Source organism: Armatimonadia bacterium (assembly GCA_039679385.1).
Classification (GTDB): Bacteria; Armatimonadota; Zipacnadia; order Zipacnadales; family JABUFB01; genus JAJFTQ01.
Map to the genome: position 1 here is coordinate 1 of JBDKVB010000121.1, position 22,592 is coordinate 22,592.

The 22,592-nt window shown below is 65.0% G+C and carries 12 protein-coding genes; 3 read left to right on the top strand and 9 right to left on the bottom strand.

The genetic code is table 11. The features are described 5' to 3' along the window. Together ABFE16_13495 and ABFE16_13500 are read left to right on the top strand one after the other, a co-directional pair. Positions 1-903 (top strand): hypothetical protein (locus tag ABFE16_13495; GenBank protein ID MEN6346308.1); only part of this gene is annotated, 903 nt, incomplete at its 5' end. A gap of 11 nt (positions 904-914) precedes the next feature. After that, on the top strand, positions 915-2,369 hold the full coding sequence (locus tag ABFE16_13500; GenBank protein MEN6346309.1) for a polysaccharide lyase 6 family protein: 1,455 nt from the start codon (positions 915-917) through the stop codon (positions 2,367-2,369). Positions 2,370-2,396: 27 nt separating this feature from the next. On the opposite strand, the gene ABFE16_13505 is transcribed toward ABFE16_13500, so the two are convergent. The 4 genes from ABFE16_13505 to ABFE16_13520 form a co-directional block, all read right to left on the bottom strand. After that, entirely contained in the window at positions 2,397-4,967 is a 2,571-nt protein-coding gene (locus tag ABFE16_13505; protein ID MEN6346310.1) for a DUF4962 domain-containing protein, read from the bottom strand. Between the two features lie 73 nt (positions 4,968-5,040). After that, positions 5,041-6,129, bottom strand: a complete 1,089-nt coding sequence (locus ABFE16_13510) for a GDP-mannose 4,6-dehydratase (GenBank protein MEN6346311.1) — start codon at positions 6,127-6,129, stop codon at positions 5,041-5,043. 12 nt (positions 6,130-6,141) lie between these two features. Next, on the bottom strand, positions 6,142-7,998 hold the full coding sequence (locus tag ABFE16_13515) for a hypothetical protein (protein ID MEN6346312.1): 1,857 nt from the start codon (positions 7,996-7,998) through the stop codon (positions 6,142-6,144). A 70-nt stretch (positions 7,999-8,068) separates the two neighbouring features. Further along, positions 8,069-10,018, bottom strand: coding sequence for an ABC-F family ATP-binding cassette domain-containing protein (locus tag ABFE16_13520; GenBank protein ID MEN6346313.1), 1,950 nt, complete (start codon positions 10,016-10,018; stop codon positions 8,069-8,071). Positions 10,019-10,220: 202 nt separating this feature from the next. On the opposite strand from ABFE16_13520, the gene ABFE16_13525 reads away from it, so the two are divergent. Beyond that, complete coding sequence (locus tag ABFE16_13525) at positions 10,221-12,143, top strand: aconitate hydratase (protein ID MEN6346314.1); 1,923 nt, start codon at positions 10,221-10,223, stop codon at positions 12,141-12,143. Positions 12,144-12,286: 143 nt separating this feature from the next. Here ABFE16_13525 and uvrC read toward each other — a convergent pair whose 3' ends face one another. The 5 genes from uvrC to ABFE16_13550 all read right to left on the bottom strand — a co-directional run bounded on the left by uvrC (position 12,287) and on the right by ABFE16_13550 (position 22,489). Next, entirely contained in the window at positions 12,287-14,212 is a 1,926-nt protein-coding gene (gene uvrC, locus ABFE16_13530; GenBank protein MEN6346315.1) for an excinuclease ABC subunit UvrC, read from the bottom strand. A gap of 3 nt (positions 14,213-14,215) precedes the next feature. After that, positions 14,216-16,201: an excinuclease ABC subunit UvrB gene (gene uvrB / locus ABFE16_13535; protein ID MEN6346316.1), complete on the bottom strand. Its 1,986-nt coding sequence runs from the start codon at positions 16,199-16,201 to the stop codon at positions 14,216-14,218. A gap of 149 nt (positions 16,202-16,350) precedes the next feature. Next, on the bottom strand, positions 16,351-18,213 hold the full coding sequence (locus tag ABFE16_13540) for a hypothetical protein (protein MEN6346317.1): 1,863 nt from the start codon (positions 18,211-18,213) through the stop codon (positions 16,351-16,353). A gap of 268 nt (positions 18,214-18,481) precedes the next feature. Next, positions 18,482-19,561 (bottom strand): hypothetical protein, encoded by a 1,080-nt coding sequence (locus ABFE16_13545; protein ID MEN6346318.1) that lies wholly within the window; start codon positions 19,559-19,561, stop codon positions 18,482-18,484. 102 nt (positions 19,562-19,663) lie between these two features. Further along, positions 19,664-22,489 carry a FlgD immunoglobulin-like domain containing protein gene (locus tag ABFE16_13550; GenBank protein ID MEN6346319.1) on the bottom strand — a complete coding sequence of 942 codons (2,826 nt, stop codon included), beginning with the start codon at positions 22,487-22,489 and terminating at the stop codon, positions 19,664-19,666. Positions 22,490-22,592 lie beyond the last annotated feature (103 nt).

A 22,592-nucleotide genomic window follows, 5' to 3' on the forward strand; every position in this document is an offset into this window, starting at 1 on the left:
GGCATGGACCGCATCCCGGTTCCGAAGGGACGGACGGATGTGGTGCAGTGGACCGCAGGCTCCAAGGACCTGCCCTTCCTGCGTGTGATCACGGCCCTTGAGGGGAACCGGGTGACCGTGGATGCGCCGCTGGTCAACGCCCTCCAGGCCGAGTACGGCGGCGGTCTGCTGTACAAGTACGAGTTTGCCGGTGGTGTCTCACAGGTTGGCGTGGAGAACCTGCGCGGCGACTCGGAGTTCAGCAAGCCCGACGACGAGGACCACGGCTGGAATCTGGTCAGCCTGGATAGCTGTGAGGACTGCTGGGTGCGCGACGTGACCTCGGTGCACTTCGGATATAGCTGCGTCAACGTGGGGCGCTGGGGGACCCGGTCGACGATCCGGGACTGCACGTGCCTCGACCCGGTCTCCCAGATCACCGGCGGGCGACGCTACTCTTTCGCTCTGGCCGGGCAGCTCAACCTGGTGCTGCGCTGCGTGGCTCGCGACGGACGTCATGACTTCGTGATGCATGCGGTCGTACCGGGGCCCAATGCCTTCGTCGATTGCTCGGCGACGCGGGCCCATGCGGACACCGGACCGCATCACCGCTGGTCAACGGGCACGCTGTACGACAACGTGAGCGTCGAGGGCAATGCGATCAATGTGCAGAACCGGGGCGCCTCCGGTACTGGTCATGGCTGGGCCGGTGCGCAGATGGTGTTCTGGAACTGCACGGCAAAGTCGATGGACGTGCAGAGGCCGCCGACGGCGCAGAACTGGGCTATCGGCTGCAGCGCGGGCACGCACAAGGGAAGCGGGTTCTGGGAGAGCTTCGGTACTCCCGTGGAGCCCCGGAGCCTGTATCTGAAGCAGTTGGAGGACCGGCTCGGGCCACAGGCTGTGGCTAACCTCGCCCGGTAGGAGGGGTCGCAATGAAGGTAGCGCGCAGGGCTGTGCGTGTGCTGATAGTGGGTCTGGTAGCGTCCCTGGGGTCACTGGCGATGGCTGCAACGGTGCGCGTCTCGACGCAAGCGGAACTGGATGCCGCGATTCACGCCGCCGGGCCAGGCGACACAATCGTCATGTCCGCCGGCGACTGGAAGGACACGGCGATCCTGCTCGAGGCAGAGGGTGAGCCGGATCGGCCGATCACGCTGCGGGCCGAGACACCGGGCAAGACGGTCCTGTGTGGCCGCTCGAAGCTGAGGATCGCCGGTGGCTATCTGCAGGTCGAGGGGTTGATGTTCACGCGTGGCGGCCTGCCCGGGGAAGACCCGATCGCCTTCCGCAAGGACCCCTCCAAGCTCTCTCATCACTGCCGCCTGACAGAGTGCGCGGTCGTGGACTACGACGCACCCGGCAGCGACAAGGACTGCAAATGGGTGTCGGTCTATGGCACTCACAACCGGGTGGATCACTGCTACTTCGCGGGGAAGACCTCAGGAGGAACGCTGCTGGTGATCTGGGTCGGCCCGGAGCCCAATGAGCACCGCATCGACCACAATCACTTCGGCCCACGGCCACCTCTCGGCCGCAATGGTGGGGAGACCATCCGCGTCGGAACGAGCGATGTGTCGATGAGCGTCTCGCGCACCGTGGTGGAGGGCAATCTCTTCGAGCGCTGCAACGGCGAGACCGAGATCATCTCCAGCAAGTCCTGCGAGAACGTCTACCGCTACAACACCTTCGTCGAGTGCGAGGGAGCCCTGACGCTGCGCCACGGTAACAGGTGTCTGGTGGAGGGCAACTGGTTCCTGGGGAAGGGCAAGAAGAACACCGGCGGCGTGCGCGTCATCGGTGAGGATCACCGGGTGGTGAACAACTACTTCTGCGGCCTGACGGGGCGCTCCGGACGCTCGGCGGTCTCGCTGATGAACGGCCTGCCCAACTCGGAGCTGAGCGGTTACTTCCAGGTCAAGCGGGCCGTCGTCGCCTTCAACAGCATCATCGACTGCGACACGCCGATCACCCTTGGGCTCAAGACAGGCTCCGACCCGGCAAAGGACCTGCCGCCCATGGACTGCACGATCGCCAACAACCTGATCCGCGGCACCAGGGCCCCGCTGGTTACCGTGCAGACGGCGCCGACCGGCACGGTCTGGCACGGCAACCTGGTGAGTGGTGGCGATACGGGACTCGGCGACGAGCCCGGCCTCCAGAGCGTTGACCTGCGTCTTCGCGAGGCGCCCGACGGTCTGTGGCGGCCTGCACCTGACAGTCCGGTATGTAGTGCGGCGATCGGCGGCTTCCCCTTTGTCACCGAGGACATCGATGGGCAGCCCCGCGGGACAACCTATGATGTGGGTTGCGATCAGCTCGCCACAGGGCCGGTGACACGCCATCCCCTGACGCCCGCGCAAGTCGGGCCGTCCTGGAGACCACAGTAGTCGGCATACCCGCCGGTCAGCCCAGGCTTAGCGGTTCAGGATCACATCGCCATCGGCGGCCTGGAAGACCACCGAGAGCTTGTCGCCAAGGGTAACGGTGATCGTGTCTGCGGTCGCCACTGCCTTCACGGGTGGACAGGGATCGACCGACAGCACTGTCACGAAGTTCGCGGACTGCGCCGCGGGTGCGCCGGCCTTGAGCACCGTACCCCGATCCTTGCCCTCCAGCACGTCCTTGTCGAGAGTTGCGCTGAGGCCCTCGGGTAGCGCGAACTGCAGGTGCAGGGTCTGCTCGCCCTTTGTGAGGTCGTAGCCGCTGCCGGTCTGCGTGCAGGTGGCGCCGGAGTGCATGAGCCACTCGAAGCGACGCGGTCCTGAGGCTGATTCGAGGCGGTCGCAGAGGATGACGTACTTGTCCTGGACCACGGCCAGCCACCGGTACATGGTCTTCATCTTCGAGTAGTACGCCGAGGCATCTCCCCGCACGGCGAAGAGGCCCTCACGCTGCACGACCTTGTCGATCTTGCCCATCTTGGCCTGGTTGGCGATGGGCTGCAGCCAGCCACCACCTCGCTGCGTCGGTCCCTGACCGTCCACCAGGATCAGGTTGTGGTTGGCGCCCGCCTTGTTCTGCTTCGGGTAACCATCGTCGGTCGCCCACATCTGGCCCTTCCAGAAGAGCATGAAGTGGTTGGCATCTGGGTGGTCGTGGGCGATGTTCACCCAGCCGCGCACCAACTCGTTGAGGCGATGGCCACCATAGGGGCCGCACTTGAGCAGCACCGCGAGGGAGTTCGGGTCGGTCCAGGAGGTGCGGTAGGTGGCCAGCTCCAGGTCCTCGAAGTAGCGCGAGGTCGGGATCTGGTCGAGCGGCGTGGGCTTGAGGTCGGCGTCATACCACAGGATGCACCAGGGGTAGTAGGAGAAGGAGCCGGGCTCGGCGTCGTAGGCGGCCTTCATCAGGGCCTGGGCGGCCGGGTCCTTGTAGTAGGAGGCCAGCCGGAACAGGTAGTGGTTGAAGTAGTACACGCCGGTGCCGCAGTCGCCGAAGTTGAAGGTGTCATGGAAGCCCGGTGTGAGCAGGTGTGCGCGGAAGAAGGGAACGTTGCGCAGTCCCGGCGTGCTGCTGAACAGGTCGACGTCGGTGCAGTGCCGCAGGGCCTCGAAGAGCAGGACCACGTAGTTGTAGCCGAAGGCCGAGTAGTGAGGGCCCTCGTGGCTGGCTCCGTCGGGCGGGATCGCGTCGGAGACTTTCCGAGCGAAGCCCAGCGCAGCAGCCACATAGCCCTCGGCCTCGGGGACCTCGCCATCAATCGCCAGCGCCCCCAGCGTCAGCCCACTCAGACGATGGTGCACGTGGTTGTTCTGCTCGTCGCCCTTCCAGTACCCGGCGGTAGTCCCATCCATGAAGCCGGTCCAGTAGAGCTCGGCGACCTGTCGGAGGAGCTTGTCACGGACCTTCTGCCTCTGCTCCTCGGTCATGAGCCCGTAGCACCAGTCATAGGCGCAGGCGATTCCGGTGAGCATGTTCGCGGCGCCCATGGACTGGTTGATCTCCTCGCCCGTCCCCCAGTCAGGGTAGGAGGTGAGCACGTCCATCCACTCGATGGCCTTCTTGGCGTAGGCTTCGTCACCGGTCGCGATATACCCGAAGGCCAGGGAAGTCAGCCGCCACCAACCCCACTGCTGCATGTCCTGATCGTTCGAGCATTGCGCAGCGTTCGCCGGCGGCATCTGCTGCACGTAGCTGTTCGCGCTGCCCATGAGGCGGTCGAAGAAGTCCTTGTGGGTGGTCTTGCAGCGCTCGCGGATTGCGGGGAGGTCCTCGGCGGTGAAGAACAGTCGCGGGTGCTTGCCGACGAGTTCCGGCTTGAGGGGCACGGGCGTCACCTGCGGTGGCTTGCGCTTCTCACCCGGTAGCGGTCGCGTGCGCTCGCTCAGCACCGCCGGCTGGTACGTGACCGAGATGTCGTCGACGAGTACGGGCTCCTCGAGCTCCACCGGACCGCGCAGGTAGATGCCGGAGAAGCCGCGGAAGAACTTGCTGGCCATGATGTCGAAGGCGCTGGCGACTCTGCCGTCGACGGAGACCACGATGTCCGTCTCATTGCTGACCACGAACTTCCACTCGTGCCAGCCGGGCCTGCGTGGCGCTCGGGCATAGCGACGGCTTGCCCAGCCGCTGCCGTCGGCGGTGCTGACCCAGCCGTAGGAGTCATTGCCCGCCAGGTACGGGGCATAGAGGAGGCCGAAGACGAGTTGCTGGGAGGCGGAGTTGGCGATGCCCCAGACGGGACCGTAAGCCCGCCCTCGGGCGGCCTCACCCTCGAGCTTGAATCCGGAATCGTACACCCACAGGGTCACGGTCCCGAAGCCGTCGGTGGGGCTGACGGGGATCAGCACTTCGCCGCCCTTACCGACCCGCAGAGCGCGGGCACCGGAATGCACCACATCGGCGACGACCTGCACATCGCCCTTCTGGGTCACCCCGGCGGGGAGGCCGGCTTCGAAGTCGAAGCTCACCGTGTCGCAATAGGTCTGTGGGGCAAGCAGAGCGAGCAGAAGAGCGGCCATTCCGACGAGGGTAAAGCGCGTCATCGGGCATCACTCCCGGGCGACCAGAGGTAGAGTCGTCGTGTTCCAGGGGTCCGGTGCGGCTCGTCGTCCGCGGTCAGTCCGTCCATCGCACCTTCAGAGTTGACGCGACCTTCAGGTGCTTGTTCAGTATCTCGCCGGTGAGCTCGCGCAGGGCTCCGGGTGCGGGGTCCTGCGACTGGCGCTTGTACCACTCGACGACGGCGGCCAGTCCGTCCCTGAGCTCGAAGGCCGGTCGCCACCCTAACAGCCGGTCGGCCTTGGTGCAGTCCAGGCTCTGGTGCACGAAGGGCTCGGCACGCTCACTGCCACGCTTCCAGGTGAGGCCGGAGCCCCACAGGTCGCACATCATGGTGGCGAGGTCACCGTTCGGCACTCCGCGCCCCTCGCGCGGGCCAAAGTTGAAGGCCTGCCCGTCGATGGGTTGCTGGTCACACTGTGCCAGCAGCGAGAGGTAGCCCGTGACCGTATCGCCGACGAAGGTGTAGGGGCGAGTGAAGGCCGGGTTGAGAATGATCGGCTGCTCGCCCCTGGACAGGGCGAGGGCCACATCGACAAAGATGCGTCCGGCGTGGTGGTCGCCGGGGACGAGCACGTTTCCGGCTCGGGCAATCCCCAGGTGCTGCCCCGCGGGTTGAAGGTAACCGGTGTAGTAGTCGCGGGTGATGAACTCGGCGCAAGCCTTCGAGACGGCATAGGGACCCGTCGCCACGAGCGGGTCGTCCTCGGTCCAGGGCTCTCCGCCTTTGTCGCGGTAGACCTTATCGGTGGTGACCACAACGGCGCGCGGAACCTCACACCGGCGCACGGCCTCAAGGAAGGTGGCGGTGCCCAAGACGTTGATGGCGTAGGTGTCGAGGGGTCGCTGCTTGCACTCGCCGACGATCGCCATGGCTGCAAGGTGAAGGGCGGCGGTGACCTTCTCGGTCTTCATCACGTGCTGCAGACCCTCCAGGTCGCGAACATCCAGCTCGCAGGTCAGCACGCGCTCGTCCTCACCCAGACCGGAGGACTGGTAGCAGGTGCCGGGAAGGCTGAAGGAGCGGTCGACGCCGACGAGCTTCTCCACACCCGCAGCGAGAAGGTACCAGCCCAACCAGGTGCCCTTGGCACCCGCGAGCCCGGTGACGAGTACCGTCTGACCCTTGAGACGACCCTGGAACATCGCTATCTCCCCTCAGTCCCGGCAGCATAGGTTCATCATGGAGTTGACTTTCGTGGCGTTTCTGGGTATAATGTTCTTGTCCGACCGTGTCCGCCCTAACCCGCGGGGCATTTGGACGAGCCGAAAGGTTGGCCGAGCATCGACGCGAAGAGGCGGGTTGCTACGCACGGAACTCGGAGGGCACGGCTCTAAGGAGCCCTGAAGAAAGGCCTTTGAAAGAGGGCCTTTTTTTGGTTCTCCCTTCTGGCGGCCAGGGCAGTCTGATGTCTCAGGTCTGAAGCCAGTCAGAAGTACCGTGCGTTCCCCTGTGTCACGAGCGAAGGGAACCAAGCCCTCCTCTAGGGAGGAGGTGCCGGGTCGCGAGACGGTGCGGCGGAACAGGATGAAGGACTTGAACTGCGGCAGGTTGAGCCGCTCGTAGTCGCCGCTCTGCGAGCACCGATAGACATACCCCAGTGCTGTAGGCAATTCGGCGCTGCCCTCGGCAATCCTCTTGTCGTACTCCTGGTCGAAGACGAGCCAACGCGGAGGGGACTTGGCAAAGCCCTCGGACACCTCGCGCAGCGCCCAGGGGTGAGTCAGGTGATCGTCCATGGCGAAACGCGTGGGCGCCACGCGGTCACTGTAGAGGTAGACGCCCGTGGTCATGTTGTCGGCGTAACCCACGCAGTAGATGGTGTCGCTCGGTGTGGTGTCGGCGTCGATGATCCGTGCAACCTCCAGGGCCTCCTTGGGCCACGCCTCGCCCTCGAGGAAGTGCACAGTCTTCTTGACGGTCGGCAGCTCGTTACGCGCCACAGGCAGAAGCGTGACGACCAGGGCTGCGAGTACTGCCAGACGGGCCAGGTGCGACCGGCGGCTTGCCCACTCCCACACCCAGGCCATTCCGAGAGCGCCCAGGAGGCAGAGGGGCGCAACGACGGCACCCATGTGATGAGTGTACCGGGGCCCGCTGGACCAGGGCGAAGCGATGGACAGCACCAGCCAGACCCACAGGCTGCGACGCACGAGCACGCTCTGAGGAGGCAAGGCGCGGAGCGCCGTGATCACGCCGCCCAACAACAGGGGCAAGGAAGTGACGGCGAACTCCGTCCACGTGGGGAGGAACTGAAGGCGGTGAAGGCCGTCCGAGTAGCTCGCGGCGGACTCCTGGCCCAGAAACCCGATCTGCACGAGATTCGCAAGCTGCCCGGCGGCGGCGAACCAAACCGCGACGACAGCATTGAGCGCCACGGCTCCGGAGAGGAACCAGAGGGCACTGCGCCAGCCTCCGGCAGCCATCCAGGCAAGAATCGTCAGGGCGACGAGGTCGAGGACAGCGGTCTGGCGGGACTGCAGGGCCAGTCCGCCGAGGACTCCCGCGATCACCAGATAGGGGCGGGTTCGGCCACACAGAATCGCGGCGACGGCAGCCACCACGAAGACCGACACCAGGAGCTCAGTGGTCACCGTGCCCTTGATGCCCACGGTCTTCTGGCTGATGCAGAGGACATAGGCGATCGCGGCGAGAACGCCGACGGAGCGAGACTGCAGCCGCTTCCCGATCAGCATCATCAGGCAAGCCGCCAGCCACACCAGGGCCATGCCGACGCAGCGGACGCCGATAATGCCCCAGCCGGCGCGGAACACCAGCCCATAGAGGAGCCAGATGACAGGAGGTTTGCCGTCGAAGATCGCGTCATAGAGGGGACGGCCGTGGATCAGCCACTCGCGGCCGCCGTAGGCCCAGTAGCCTTCGTCCCAACCGATGGGATAGGCCAGTTCGTGGAGCCGCACGAGGACACTGAGCGCACCGAGAGCAAGGACCCAGCCCAGCGTCCGCTGACGACTGTCGGAGGCGCTAAGGGGGCCCTCGGACGAGGTGGTCAAAACCGGTCACTCACTTCGGAAGAGGGTGCCTGGAGGAGTCCGCCGCCACGCTCGACCACCACTCATGGTACTAGGTCAGGCTCTGCTCGACGCGCTCCCACAAGTCGTAGATCTCGGCCAGCTCGGCATTGAGCTTCTCGTACTCGACCTCGAGCGCCTGCACCCGCGCGGGCAGGGAATAGGTGTCGGCGCGCCCCAGGATGTCGCGGATCTTGGCGAGCTGCGTCTCGAGGTAATGCGCCCGCTGCTCGATCTGCTCCAGGGACGGCAGCGATTCCTCGCCCTGCTGAGCGGCCTGCTGTCGGCGCCGTTTCTTCTCCTGTCGGGCGAGACGGTCCAGCCGCAGATTCTCCTGGCGCTTGGCCGCCTCGGCCTCGGCGGCAATACGCTCCGCCTCCGCCTCCACCTCCTGCCGGTGAGCGACGTACGCGCTCCAGCTTCCCTCGTGCACGATCGCCCGGCCATCATGGATAAGGAGCAGGCGGTTTGCGACGGCGTCCAGGAAGTAGCGGTCATGGGAGACCACCAGGATGGTGCCCCGGTACTCCCGCAGGGCCGCCTCGAGGGCACTGCGAGAGTCGATGTCCAGGTGGTTGGTGGGCTCGTCCAGCACCAGGACCGAGGGACGCCGGAGGATGAGCTTGGCCAGCGACAGGCGGCTCTGCTCCCCGCCGGACAGGTCGGCCACGCTCTTGAAGACATCGTCCTCGACGAAAAGGAACCGCGCCAGCAGACTGCGAATCTCGGTCTGCTCGGCATCGGGCATGAGCTCCTTGAACTCCTCGTACACGGTGTGCTCGGGGTTCAGGCCGAACTCATCCTGCCGGTGGTAGCCGATCTCCACGCTGGTACCGAGACGTGCCTCGCCCTCCGTGGGCTTCTGGTATCCCAGGGCGATGCGCAGCAAGGTCGTTTTGCCGCAGCCATTGGGGCCGACGATTCCCACTCGCTGGCCCCGGCGGACGAAGAGGTTGACGTCCTCAAACAGGCGCTTGCCGCCGTAATGCATTCCCAGGTGCCTGAGTTCGAGCACCTCGTCGCCGCCGCGCACACGGGGCTCGAAACGAAGGGTCATCTTCCGCCGCTGGGAGGGAGGCGGATCAACGTAGTCCATCTTCTCCAGGAGCTTGAGGCGGCTCTTGGCGGCCTTGACCTTCTTCTCCTGAGCGGTCCCCAGGGCCCAGCGGATGAAGGAGAGCTGCTTCTTCAGCTCCTCCTGCTGCCGCTCGTAGGTGCGCTCGTAGGTCAGGAGGCGCTGCTCCTTCTGCTCGAGGTACTGCGAGTAGCCGCCCGCGTACTCGGCGAGAGTCCGGCCTTCGAGCTCCAGGATTCTGGTGACGGCGGCATCCAGGAAGCGTCGGTCGTGAGAGATGGCGATGACGGCGCCCTGGTAGTTGCGCAGGTACTGCTCGAGCCACTCGATGCCGGTGATGTCCAGGTGGTTGGTCGGCTCGTCCAGGAGCAGGAGCTGGGGCTGAGAGAGCAGCAACCGGGCCAGGGACACGCGACGCTGCTCGCCACCACTGAAGCTATCCAGCGGGCGCTCGAAGTCCACCTCGGGAACACCAAGCCCGGTGAGGATCGCCGCCGCGCGATGGCGGAACTCATGGCCTCCGGCCGCCTCGTACTCCGCGGCAAGCTGTGAGTGATCCTCCAGCAGAGCCTCGGTCTGAGCATCGTCGGAGGCGGCTGCCATGCACTCTTCGACGCTGTGCAGCCTCGCTTCCAGCTCCAGGAGGTTGGCGAAGACCGCCATGACTACCTCCCAGGGAGTGTTGGCGTCGCCGAAGTTCACATCCTGGGACAGGTAGCCGACCGTCATGGTGCGGGCGAAGTGCAGCTCCGAGTCGTCCTCGTAGGGCTCCTGGCCCATCAGAATCCGGCACAGCGTGGTCTTGCCGGTGCCGTTTGCGCCAATCAAGCCCAGACGCTCACGGTGATCGATGGCGAAGCTGATATGGTCGAGGAGCAGCTCGGTCCCGTAGTATTTGGTCAGATTGTGAACGGTAATGAGAGGCATGTTCGCACGATTCAGGGCCCACGCCGACGGGCGCAAGCTCCGACAGGACCTATCCAATCCCTAAGATGATGGTGTGCATGATACGCGACGCGGCACCTCGGAGGCAAGGCCCGCGCCTTGCGCCATGTTCTGCGGACGTGTAAGATGGTCCAAGGGCCCGGACAGGCCGTCCGGGTGACTTCGGTTCTTGGAGGTTGGCTTCGTGAAAGGCACTGTTACCAGCAAGGTTCTGAGCCCTCACCTCGTGTCCGGTGAGTTGACGCCCGGAAGCGAGATTGCGATCCGCATTGACCAGACGCTGACCCAGGATGCCACGGGCACCATGGCCTACCTGCAGTTCGAGGCCATGGGGGTACCCCGTGTGAGGACCGAGCTCTCGGTCAGCTATGTTGACCACAACACGCTGCAGACGGGCTTCGAGAACGCCGACGACCACCTGTACCTGCGCACGGTGGCGGCAAAGCATGGCGTGTACTTCTCGCGACCGGGCAACGGCATCTGCCACCAGGTCCACCTGGAGCGCTTCGGCGCACCCGGCAAGACACTTCTGGGCAGCGACAGCCACACTCCCACGGGCGGCGGCCTTGGCATGATCGCCATCGGCGCCGGTGGCCTGGACGTTGCCTGCGCCATGGCCGGTGAGCCCTTCTACCTAACCTGCCCGAAGGTCGTCGGTGTGCGCCTGACGGGAAACCTCTCCTCCTGGGTCGCGAGTAAGGACGTGATCCTGGAGCTTCTGCGTCACCTGTCGGTCAAGGGTGGCGTGGGCAAGGTCATCGAGTACCTGGGCCCCGGTGTTGCGACCCTCTCGGTGCCGGAGCGTGCGGTCATCACCAACATGGGCGCCGAGCTTGGGGCGACCACCTCGATCTTCCCCAGCGACGAGGTGACCCGCGAGTTCCTCGCCGCACAGGACCGCGAGGAGGTCTGGCAGCCCCTCAGCGCCGATGCGGATGCGGAGTACGACGAGGTCATCGAGATTGACCTCTCGTCCCTTGAGCCGATGATCGCCCAGCCGCACAGCCCGGACAAGGTGGTAGCTGTGCGCGAACTGGCGGGCAAGAGGGTCGACCAGGTCTGCATCGGTAGCTGCACCAACTCCTCGCTGCGCGACATGATGACCGTGGCGGCGGCCCTCAAAGGCAAGATGGTTCCGCCGGAGGTCAGCCTGACGGTCTCGCCCGGCTCGCGCCAGGTCTGCGAGATGCTGGCACGCAACGGAGCGCTGGCGGACATCCTCGCCGCCGGAGCGCGAGTGCTGGAGACCGCCTGCGGGCCCTGCATCGGGATGGGACAGTCACCCATGACCAAGGCGGTGTCGATCCGCAGCTTCAACCGCAACTTCGAGGGTCGCAGTGGGACCCTGAGCGCCCAGGTGTATCTCGCCAGTCCCGAGACCTGCGTCGCCGCCGCCCTTAAGGGGCAGATCACCGATCCTCGCGAACTGGGCGAGCCGGCGGCCCTGGATCTGCCCGACCACTTCGATGTTGATGACCGGATGGTCGTGGCACCCCCGGCGGACGGATCGGAGGTGGAAGTCGTGCGCGGGCCGAACATCCGCTTCGTGGAGCCTCGCGACGGCCTGGCGGACACCATCCACTGTATGGTACTGCTGCGAGTCGGCGACAACATCACCACCGACCACATCGCCCCGGCGGGCGCGAAGGTCCTGCCCTACCGGAGCAACATCCCCAAGATCGCCGAGTTCGCTTTCGAGAACGTCGACGGGAGCTTCTACGAACGCGCTCGCGAGGCCGGGGAAGGCGTCATCGTCGGCGGCGAGAACTACGGACAGGGCTCCAGCCGGGAGCACGCCGCCCTTGTGCCGATGTATCTGGGCGTGCAGGCGGTGCTGGCCAAGTCCTTCGCCCGGATCCACAAGGCCAACCTGGTGAACTTCGGGATCCTGCCACTGGTCATCGACGACGCGACCTACCAGGCCCTGCAGAACGGGGACGAGATCGAGCTCAGCGCGGTCCATACCGCGATTGCCGGCGATGGCTGCATCGCCGCCCGCAATCTGACGCAGGGCGCCGACTTCACTGCGAAGGCCGAGCTCACGCCCAAGCAGGTCGAGGTGCTCATGACCGGCGGGATGCTGAACTACGTGCGTTCGCGAGCCTGACACCCTAACGGCCCGAGGTCCTCACGGCGCGGGGCTCCGCCCCTGCGGGGAGCGCACACATCTGACTTGGCGATAGAACCGAAAAAAGGGACGGGAGCGGGCCCTCTGGTGGCCTACCCCGTCCCCTCTTCTTTGTGCCAGAGCTATTCCTCGACGACCCTGGTGAGATGCCGCAGTAAGGCCTCGGCGGCCGCGCGACTCATCCCCGGCACCGCCGCCAGTTCCTCGACCGAAGCCCGTGCCATCTCCTGCACCGAAGTGAAGCGCTTGAGTAGCGCCGTCCGTCGTGCCGGGCCAATGCCGGGCACCTCATCCAGCGCCGACCGGGTCATCTGCGCGTCCCGCAGGCCCCGGTGATGAGTGATGGCGAACCGGTGGGCCTCGTCACGCAGACGCTGCAGCAGGAACCGCGCCGTCTGGTGGTCGGTCATCTCCACGGGCTCTGAGCGCCCGGGGACGAAGACCTCCTCCTCCTGCTTGGCGAGAGACGCCACAGGAAGGTCGCCCAGACCGAGTTCCTCCAGGACCTCGACAGCTACGTTCAGCTGGCCCTTGCCTCCGTCAACCATCAGCAGGTCCGGAAGCGGGGTGAACTTGGGATCGCCGGCGAGACCGTTGCGCAGCCGCCGCCGGAGCATCTCCCCCATCATGGCGTAGTCGTCGGGCTTGCCCTGCTGGAGACGGATTCGATAGCGGCGATAGGAGCGCTTGTCAGGGAGTCCGTCGCTGAAGGTGACCTGCGAGCCGGTCGAGTCGCGACCCTGGGTCGTCGAGATGTCGTAGCACTCAATTCGCCGCGGCGGAGCTTCCATCCCCAGGGCCTCGGCCAGGTCACCCAGAGCCTGCTGAATGGCGCGATGTTGCTCCGCGCGACTCTTGGCGACGGCAGCCAGGCCCACCTGTGCGTTTTTGGTGGCCAGCTCAGTGAGCTTGCGCTTCTCCCCTCGCTGGGGCCGATGCAGGCGAACGTTTGCACCCCGCGCCTCGGTGAGCAACTCGGCCCAGGCGTCCATGTCCTCGACTTCCTCGGAGAGCAGCACCTCCGCCGGGACATGGGTCGCCCGCGAGTACTGCTGCACGAGGAAGGCGTCGAGGACCTCACTCAGCGTGCGCCCGGACACGTGCCCGAAGACGTACTGGTCCTGCTTGACCAGGCGGCCTCCGCGCACCTGGAACAGCACCACCAGGGACCGGTCGCCGTCGATGGCGGCAGCGATCACGTCCTGATCGCGGTTCTCGGTGGCCACCATGACCTGCTCCTCGGTGGCCCGATGGACGGCCTTGAGCTTGTCGCGCAGCTTTGCGGCCCGCTCGAACTCCAGGTTCGCAGCCGCCGCCTTCATCTGCGCCTCAAGGTCCCGGGCGATCTCCCCGGAGCGTCCCTCAAGGAAGCGTGTCGTCTCGCGGACAGCCTCGTCGTAGGCCTCCGGAGTCACGTCCTCTCTCCCACGACAGGGCCCCAGACAGCGGCCGATGTGGAAGTTGAGGCAAGGCTTCCCGTTCAGCGTCCCGTCGAGGTTCCGCCGGCAGCTCCGCAGGCCAAAGAGCTGCGGTACCAGTCGCAGGATTCGCCACATCGAGTTCGCGTCAGGGTAGGGCCCGAAGATGCGTCCGGGATCGGGACGGTACACCTCATGGCGCTTCGGATCGTGAAAGCGCGGATTGCGCCGCTGGTCGCCGGGAAGGTGGGCGTTCCGCGGCAAGTCGCGAAGGACCATCAGCCGCGGGTAGAGGTCGTCGGTGAGCTTGAGGTAGGGGTAGCTCTTGTCGTCGGTGAGCCGGATGTTGTACTTCGGCCGGTGCTCCTTGATGAGGTTGGCCTCAAGGATGAAGGCCTCCAACTCGGAATCCGTGACCGTGTACTCGAAGTCGACTGCGTTCGCGTAGAGCTGCTCCGTCCAGCCATACTGCGCGGCGTTCTCACGGAAGTGCTGGCGCAGCCGCTTGCGCAGGCTCCGCGCCTTCCCCACGTAGATGATCTCGCCCTCGGCGTCCCGCATCAGGTAGGCGCCGGGCAGGTCAGGCACTAACGGTAGCTTCTTCTGGATGGTCTCAGTCGGTTCGGGCACGGCCTATCCTTCCACCAGGGTCTTGAGCTCTCTGATCTCGTCGCGCAACTGGGCCGCGCGCTCGAACTCCAGATTCTCCGCAGCCTCCGCCATCTCCGTCTCCAGCGCGACGATGATCGAGGTCAGGTCTTCCTTCTCGAGGCCGCCGGCGAGGTCATCCGGAGCGACCGCAGCCACGGCGCGCTTTGTCTGCTCCTGCGTGGCACGAAGGGTGTCGCGAACGGCCTTGCGGACGCCCTGCGGGGTGATCCCATGGGCCTCATTGTAGGCGACCTGCTTCTTGCGGCGGCGATCCGACTCGCCAATCGCAGCCTTCATGGAACGGGTCATCTCGTCGGCATACATGATGACCCGGCCGTCGAGATGACGCGCAGCGCGGCCCATTATCTGGATCAGCGAGGTCTCGGAACGCAGGAAGCCCTCGCGGTCTGCATCGAGGATCGCCACCAGTGAAACCTCGGGCAGGTCAAGGCCCTCACGCAGGAGGTTGATGCCGACGAGCACGTCATACTCGCCAAGGCGCAGGTCGCGCAGCAGCTCATGGCGATCGAGGGTATCCACTTCGCTGTGAAGGTAATGCACGCGGATCCCGATCTCCGCGAGGTAGTCGGTGAGGTCCTCGGCCATGCGTTTCGTCAGGGTGGTCACCAGTATCCGCTGGTCGAGGGCGATTCGCTTACGGATCTCGGCGATGAGGTCGTCGACCTGGCCCTGAGTCGGGCGGACTTCGACCGGCGGGTCGACAAGCCCTGTGGGGCGCACGATGAGCTCGGCGATCCCCGACGCATGGCTCAGCTCATAGGGTCCGGGCGTTGCCGAGGTGTAGATGACGCGGTTGATGCGCTGCTCCCACTCATCGAAGGTGAGCGGCCGGTTGTCGTAGGCTGAGGGTAGCCGGAAGCCGAACTTGACCAGGCTGTCCTTGCGCGACCGGTCGCCCTGAAGCATCGCGCGTATCTGCGGGATCGTCTGGTGCGACTCGTCGACGACCATCAGGTAGTCACTCGGGAAGTAGTCCAGCAAGGTGTAGGGTGGCTGCCCCGCCTGGCGACCGTCGAAGTGGCGCGAGTAGTTCTCAATGCCGTTGCAGTAGCCGATCTCGCGGATCATCTCGAGGTCGTACCTGGTTCGCTGCTCCAGCCGCTGGGCCTCCAGCACACGGCCCTGGGAGTGGAAGGACTCCAGGCGCTGCTCGAGCTCCTCCTCGATGGACACCAGCGCCGCGTCGATCCGTGCCCGCGAGGCGACGTAGTGCGACGCCGGGAAGACGATCAGCGCCTGCTTCTCCTCCATCAGCTCGCCGGTCACAGGGTCCAGAACGACGATTCGATCGATCTCGTCGCCGAAGAGCTCGATGCGTGTGATGGCGTCCTCATCCATCGCGTGGACCTCGACGACATCACCGCGCACGCGGAAGGTCCCTCGCTCCAGCGCAAGGTCATTCCGCGTGAACTGCATGCTCACAAGTTGCTTGAGGATTGCATCACGGTCGAGGTGGTCGCCACGCTTCAGGCGGAGTGTGATCTCCTCGTACTGGTCTGGCGACCCGAGGCCGAAGATGCAGGAGACCGAGGCGACCACCACCACGTCGCGCCGGGTCATGACCGCCTGTGTCGCAGAATGGCGCAGGCGGTCGATCTCCTCATTGATCTGCGAGTCCTTCTCGATGTAGGTGTCTGTCTGCGGCAGGTAGGCCTCGGGCTGGTAGTAGTCGTAGTAGCTGACGAAGTACTCGACGGCGTTGTTGGGGAAGAAGTCGCGGAACTCGGAGCAGAGCTGGCCGGCGAGCGTCTTGTTGTGGGCTATCACCAGGGTCGGGAGCTGTACGCGCTCAATGACCTTGGCGACCGTGTAGGTCTTGCCCGACCCCGTGATTCCGAGCAGAATCTGCTGCCTTCTCCCGGTGCCGACGCCGGACGTCAGGTCCTCGATGGCCTGCGGCTGATCGCCCGCCGGCTCGTATTCCGACACCACCTTGAACTCGCCCACGGCACGCCCTCCGGTGCGAAGCATGAAACCGATGTTCTATTATAGCACACGGAACCCGGGTGGTAAGGTGCCTGACTACCTTGCGCAGAACAGCAAAAGGACGCCCGTCAGGCGTCCTTTGGTGGTGGACCGGCGTTGCTTCGACCTCGCTACTGCTTGTTCAGACCAAGGCCACCGACCTCGAGGGAGATCCGGTGCCCATCCATCGAGTAACGCAGGCCGAGCTCGCGACCGCCCAGAGACCGCGCGAGCTCGAACTCGAGATCGCTGAACTCGGTGGTGTCGAACTCATAATGCGTGCCGATGATCCCGAGACGCCACTCCGGTTTGAGGTAGTAGTCGATCGCGCCGTAGCCGTAGGTGTCGCCGGAGGTGATGTCCCAGCTACCGCTCAGGGAGGCGTCCCACTTGACCCCGTGAGCCATGGCGAAGTCGAGACCGAGTTCGTGGCCAACGCCCGTGTTTGACGCGTCGCCGCTGTTGTAGGTCACACTGTAGTTGAGGCCCAGTCGCGTGGTGGCGCCGAAATCGCGGTTCAGGCGCAGCTCACCGCGAAGGCTGTTGGCCGAATACTCGTTCGTGTCCCAGTTGTAGACGTTGCTGATGGACGGCCGGATTCTCGTGTTACGGCCCAGACGCCACCCGTTCAGATCTACAGAACCGTACAGTTCGTTCTCCAGGACCCACTCGTGGTCCTCGCTGGCCCGCCGTCGCGTGCCGACCGATGAACCGAGGCGGAAGGAGGCTCCCCTTCCCAGGGGCCGCGGCTCCGTAAGGAAGTCCACCCCGAGGCTAAAGTCGTCGTCCGCGTCCTGCGGGTTGTCGTACTGACCGCGCAGGCTCAGTCGGTACTTCTGCGCATAGTGGTAGATGCTGGCATCGGCAAAAAGGCTCTGGTGGTCGGGCCAGGCGACATTGAAGAAACCGTCATCCTCACCGAAAAGCCGTCTCTCATCGCGCCACTCGATACCCCAGTCATCGCGCAGGATGCCGCCGACCTCAATGACGCCCTTGGCCTTGCCGGTATCGTACTCCTCGGAGAGTCCGACGCTCCACCCGTCCCTCGCGATGAAGCTTGACCCGGACACACCGCGCTGCAGCTTGATCGACCCAGACCACTCGTCGCTTACGCTGAAGAAGAAGGGGAAGTCGACGGCAAGGCCGCCCTGGCTGCTGACCCCGAGGACCTGCGAGTTGCTCGCACCTGAGTAGCCAGCCAGACCGATCACCCAGTAGGGAGGGAAGCTGAAGACCTTCTGGCCCTCGGTGTACAGCGCCGCATGCCGAACAACGACCCTCTGGCCGACGAAGTACGAACAGCTCTTGCATACCAGCCAAGTGCTGCCCTCCTCCTGGCCGACGCGGAAGGCATCGTCGGGGATCTCCCAGGTAGTGGCGCAAGGCTTGAGGTTTCGTAGGAGGAAGTAGACGCGCTCGACGCCGTTCTCGCCGAACCGGCGCATGACTCCACGGCCGCCGGCCACATCCACGTACACGTCTTCGCCCTCAAGTATGTCCTTACCGTGCGTCATCCGAACGCCCCAGGCCTTCAGGACCTGCGTCTGCAGGTCCAGCTCGAGCCCGTCGGCGGCATCAATGACAAGGGCGCCGGACTGAGCCCTGGCCGAGTCGCGGGCGCGGATCGTGTTCAGGTCCATCGAGTAGCCGACCCACCCACCACGGATGTTGACCACCCGCGCCTGGGCCCCTTCGCCCTCGCCCTCCGCGAGGAAGTCGAGGACGACCTGGTTACTGCTATCCTGGACCTTCACGACCACGGTAGCAGGTCCAGCCTCCTCGCTCTGGCAGTAGACCGTCGCATAGCCGCCCTCGCAGGAGACGGTCAGAGACTGGCGCTTGTCACCCTCGTCCGTGCTCAGCAGGCCAGTGTCGCTGTGGCATAGGATGGGGGTACCGTCGGGCAGAGCCTGGTTGTTCCGGTCCTTCACTTCGATCAGGATCCGGGCCTTGCTCTTCCCATCTGCGGGGAGGCTCGTCCTGCTGGGACGCAAGAAGATGCGAACGCTTCCAGCTCGGACCGCCTGCGCGTCGGCGGGCACCCCCGCACAGGCGAGGAGACCGCCCGCCACGAGCAACGCCAGCCAAGCTCTTAAGGAGAAATGGGGGAACCGAGCCTGCATCGAGTTACCTGGTCCACTCCCCTCGGACGATCCCGAGGGATAGGGTACCGCCCTCTGCACCAGAGTACAGAGGGCGGCGGCAAGGTGCTAGGGCGCTGGGGCTATAGGCCGAAGCGCACCAGAAGGCCGAGATCGGGCTCTAGAGGCCAACGGCGGCGAAGTTCTGCCAGGCCGAGTACTTCTGGTTCGTATAGACGACACGGATCCGGTAGGCGTAGGAGTTGCCGGTGGACACGTCGAAGTCCGGCCACTCGCTGGTTCCGGCGCTGATGTTGCTCGTCGAGTTACCAGAGCCGAAGAAGGCATACGGGCCGCCGTTCACCGCGCGCTGCAGTTGGTACCGCAGGACGGTGAAGGTGGTTCCGGTTGGCGCGACCCATCTCACGCGGATCGTGTCTGTCCCCTCGACCTGCAAGGGCAAGGTGGTCGGTGGCACAGCTTCGGCACTCGGGCCGGTGTCGCTGTCGCCGCCGCCACTGCTCACTGCCCAGGCGAGGAGGCCAGTGACGGCCAGGACGCCGAGGACACTTACGAGCTTGTTCTTCTTCTTCGCGGCGGGCTTGGGCTCTGACACGCTGCTGATACTCGCGCCGCCCATGACCTTCGCGACACGGTAGGCCGCATCTTCGGCCGCTTCGCGCGCCAGCGGCCGATCACTGCCACCGTAGCCGGGAAGCTTGCGGCTCGCCCCGACGACACCGAAGGCCTGTGCGACGATCGGCTTCTCAACGGGGTCACCGGCCTCTACATCGTAGTTCGGCTTCACATCATAGACCTGACCGGAGACGATGATCTCCACCGACCGCGGGTTCTGCGGGCTGCGGTACGACTGAATGCTGGACACGACTACCGTGTCAACATTCAGCGCATACCCGATCTTGACTGCCTCGCGGGCGCTCGTCGGCCCGTTCGCAATCTCGGTCTGAAGCAGCCGCCCCTCGGACTCCGCACGGCGAACCAGCGGCGAACTCGCCGAGAACTCCGTGCACTCCGTGTTCGGCAGCGCGTCGATCGCCATCTGGAGCGAGTCGGTGGCGATCTTGCGGAGGTCGGCCATGCCACTCGAACTCTCGTCAACTACATTGAAGACCAGTACGGACCGCGGGCGCACCTGCGCGCACGCACTGACGGCTCCCCAGGGCGCCAGGGGAAGCACGAGGGCAACCAGCAGAAGATAACTGAGGGCCCGACCGTGCCGACTCTTGCGGAGTGCGGACATTACACCTGTTCCCCCTTGCTAGTATTGCTAGGGTTTGGGATGGCTGCTAGATTGCTACCTACGGCTGACCCGGGGCCAAGGCCCTGCAACCCCGCTGTTCGGTTAGCGACTGATCTGGAAGGAGCGTACCAGGCTGTGTTGCTCACCCGTCTGCGGTGACCGTGCAGTGACTTTGCACAGGTACCGTCCCGCCGGGACGCGGCTGCCCTGACTGTTGCGTCCGTCCCACGCGAGCGTGTTGGCACCGGAGGTCGCTACTTTGCCACTGGCGACCTGTCGGATCGGCACGCCCGAGATGTTTCTGATCTCAACGTCCACGCTCGAGTCGCTCGCCAGACTATAGCTTACAACCACGCCCTGAGCAGTCGAGCTGACCGAGGCGCTCGTGACCAGAGTCCTCTCGCTTCCGCGCGGCTGGACGGTGATGCGGAAGGTCCGACTGCCGCCGCTGTCACCGGAGCGGAAGGTCATGGCGTTCGTCGTGCGCATATAACGTCGCTCGCCGGAGGTCAGGTCCTCGCACACCGCAGTGAGATCGGCGGGCAGGCTGCTCAGGTCCGGCCACGACACCGTGATCGGCGTGTCCGCAGCGTTCGTATCAACGACCAGATTCCACTGCGTCGCGCTCGAGGAGGCCTTACGGATGTCCTGCATCAGCCGCACGCCCGTCTGAGGCTGCTCGACACACGCACTCAGATTGACCCCGTCGGTGAGACACGCCGGCGGCGCCAGGACGTCGTTCGCATCGATACCGTCCGTAGCAGCGGAGGCCGCCCCGATCACTCGCCCGGTGCGGGTCCTGCCAGCGCCCGAGACCACGAGGGGAAGACGCCAGCCGTCCCCGGCGGAGGAGCCACTTGCCGCCGCTGTCTTCGGCGCAGCAGCCGGCGAGAACAGCGTCGGCGGTGGGATCACGAGGGAGATGTCGTCCATGGCGTAGATCCAGTAACCGACGTACGGATCGAGACGCACGTCAGACAGTTCGGTCTCCCAGTCGTAGTCATTTGCAGCCGCGTCGTACCAGAAGAGCGTGGGCAGCAGGAGGCCGCGACCGATGCCCTCCTTCATCGACCACTCCTTGCCGTTGGGGTCGATCACGCGTATGTCGCTCAGGTTCACAGGCCCCACGAAAGGATTGCCAATCTGATTCCAGTTCTCACTCAGGTTGATCGTCGCCGAGTCGCTGGTGTTCAGCGCGGCGGCATCGCTCGGGAAGTACACCGTCTGCCGGTTCCGGTTGAGGAGCCAGTAGCCATAGCCGGGCTCGACATTTGTCACGAAGGAGTCCGGGAAGTACTTGTATATCCGGCTCTCGGGGTCGTAGCGAACCAGAGCGTTAGCCCCGCCGGGGTACAGCGAGCCGAGGGTCGCGAAGACGTGCTCGGCATCCGTGTTAGCGAAGGTATAGGGGATCGCCACCATCTCGAGGCCCTTGAGTGACGTAAGGGGCGTCAAGATTGGCACTGCCGGGATGTAGACCTTCCGCTCGACGACCTTCCCCTGTGGACCAGTGAACTTGATCACGGCGGGTCCAGGACGCGTCACACTTGCCCGCACCGTCCAGCTCACGGATTTGTCTTCGTTCCGGCGGACGGTCCCCAACGACTTGCTCAGCGACTGTGTCGCCGGATCGAGTTCCAGGCCGGTCGGCAGACTGATTCGGACGCTCGCACTCAGCAACGATGCCGGGAGGAAGTTGTCGGCATAGGCCGTCACGGTGAAGGCCGACTTCCCCTGGCTGTCGGTAAGGTAGTACGTCTCCACCTCGTCCGTCGTCGGGTCGTCGCCGCTCTGGACCTTCAGTGTACTCGGGGAGTAGGCTGCAAACCCATAGGGTGAGTCGTAGTCGGCCGCCGAGGCGCCCACGCCGAAGTACGTCACGTAGCGCCGCGACTTCCCCGCCGCCAGCGGCTTCTCGTTCCAACGCGTGAAGTACGCCCAGTCCTCGCCATCGAGCGCCAGCACTGAGTTCGGCGTGAAGTCCCACTGGGCATCGGCCCCGACGTTGCGGAAGAGGCCCCAACCGATCAGATCTGGCTTGCCTGCGCTCGAGTTGGCCAACCCCGCGTCGAGCACGTCGTCGCCCGCGACCGTCCCCCGGATAAAGACCACTGGCGAATCCGCGTTGTCGACGGTCACCCATGTGTCCGGCATTGCCGTGGTTTCGGCGTCTGGGATAACCTTCTCGTAGTTGATGACCGTGCCATTCGGCAGATATACCTCGGTGCCGTCGCGGTTTGTGCCACTGCCGAACAGCCCGTCGAATACCTGGCGAATCCCTACCTGCCGCTCCTGCGAAGAGCTGTTCGTGACGACGTACTCAACGCGCAGAGTGTCATGGATGAGGGTGAAATAGTGCTGTACATTGATGAACTCGGTCGCAAGCGCCGGATCGGTATTATCCAGCGGGACGCGGCCCTCCAGATACACATCGCGGCTCCCCACGACACATGCGGTTGGGAAGTAGCTGTGCACAGCGTTGCTGCCAGTGACGTCGACGGCCGCCGCTGCAAGCTGGTGCATGTCGTAGTGCGTCCCGTCCACCGAGACCGTCAGCTTGGAGGTGAACACGGGATAGGGAATGCTGTTTGGCCCAGTGGAGACAGACCAGGCGCTCGCGATGGCCCTGTCCTCGTCCCCGGCGACCGTTGGGTCGCCACCCGTCGGCGCTGTCGGTCCAGTGAGCAGGCGGAACCTGCCGCCAGGCCGCTGCCAGGAGTGGGTTACCGGCGGACGTGCGGTGTCGGTGTAGGTGACGACCTGTGGGTCCTCAACCTGCAGCACCGTGATACCAGCCGGGTGGGTGACGCTCACGGTGCCGACCTGAGCGAAGACCGGCAAAGCGATCACCGTCAGAATGGAGGCGATGACTGTGCTGTAAAGACTCCACCGACCTGTGTTGGCGAGTGAGTCTCGGTTACGCTGCACGAATGCGTCAGCTCCTCTCGCCGCCCTGACCACCGTCACGCGGCTGCTTGTTGGCGATGAACCTGAGAGTGCCTTCTGCCCTGCCTTCAGGCCCTCTGCTACC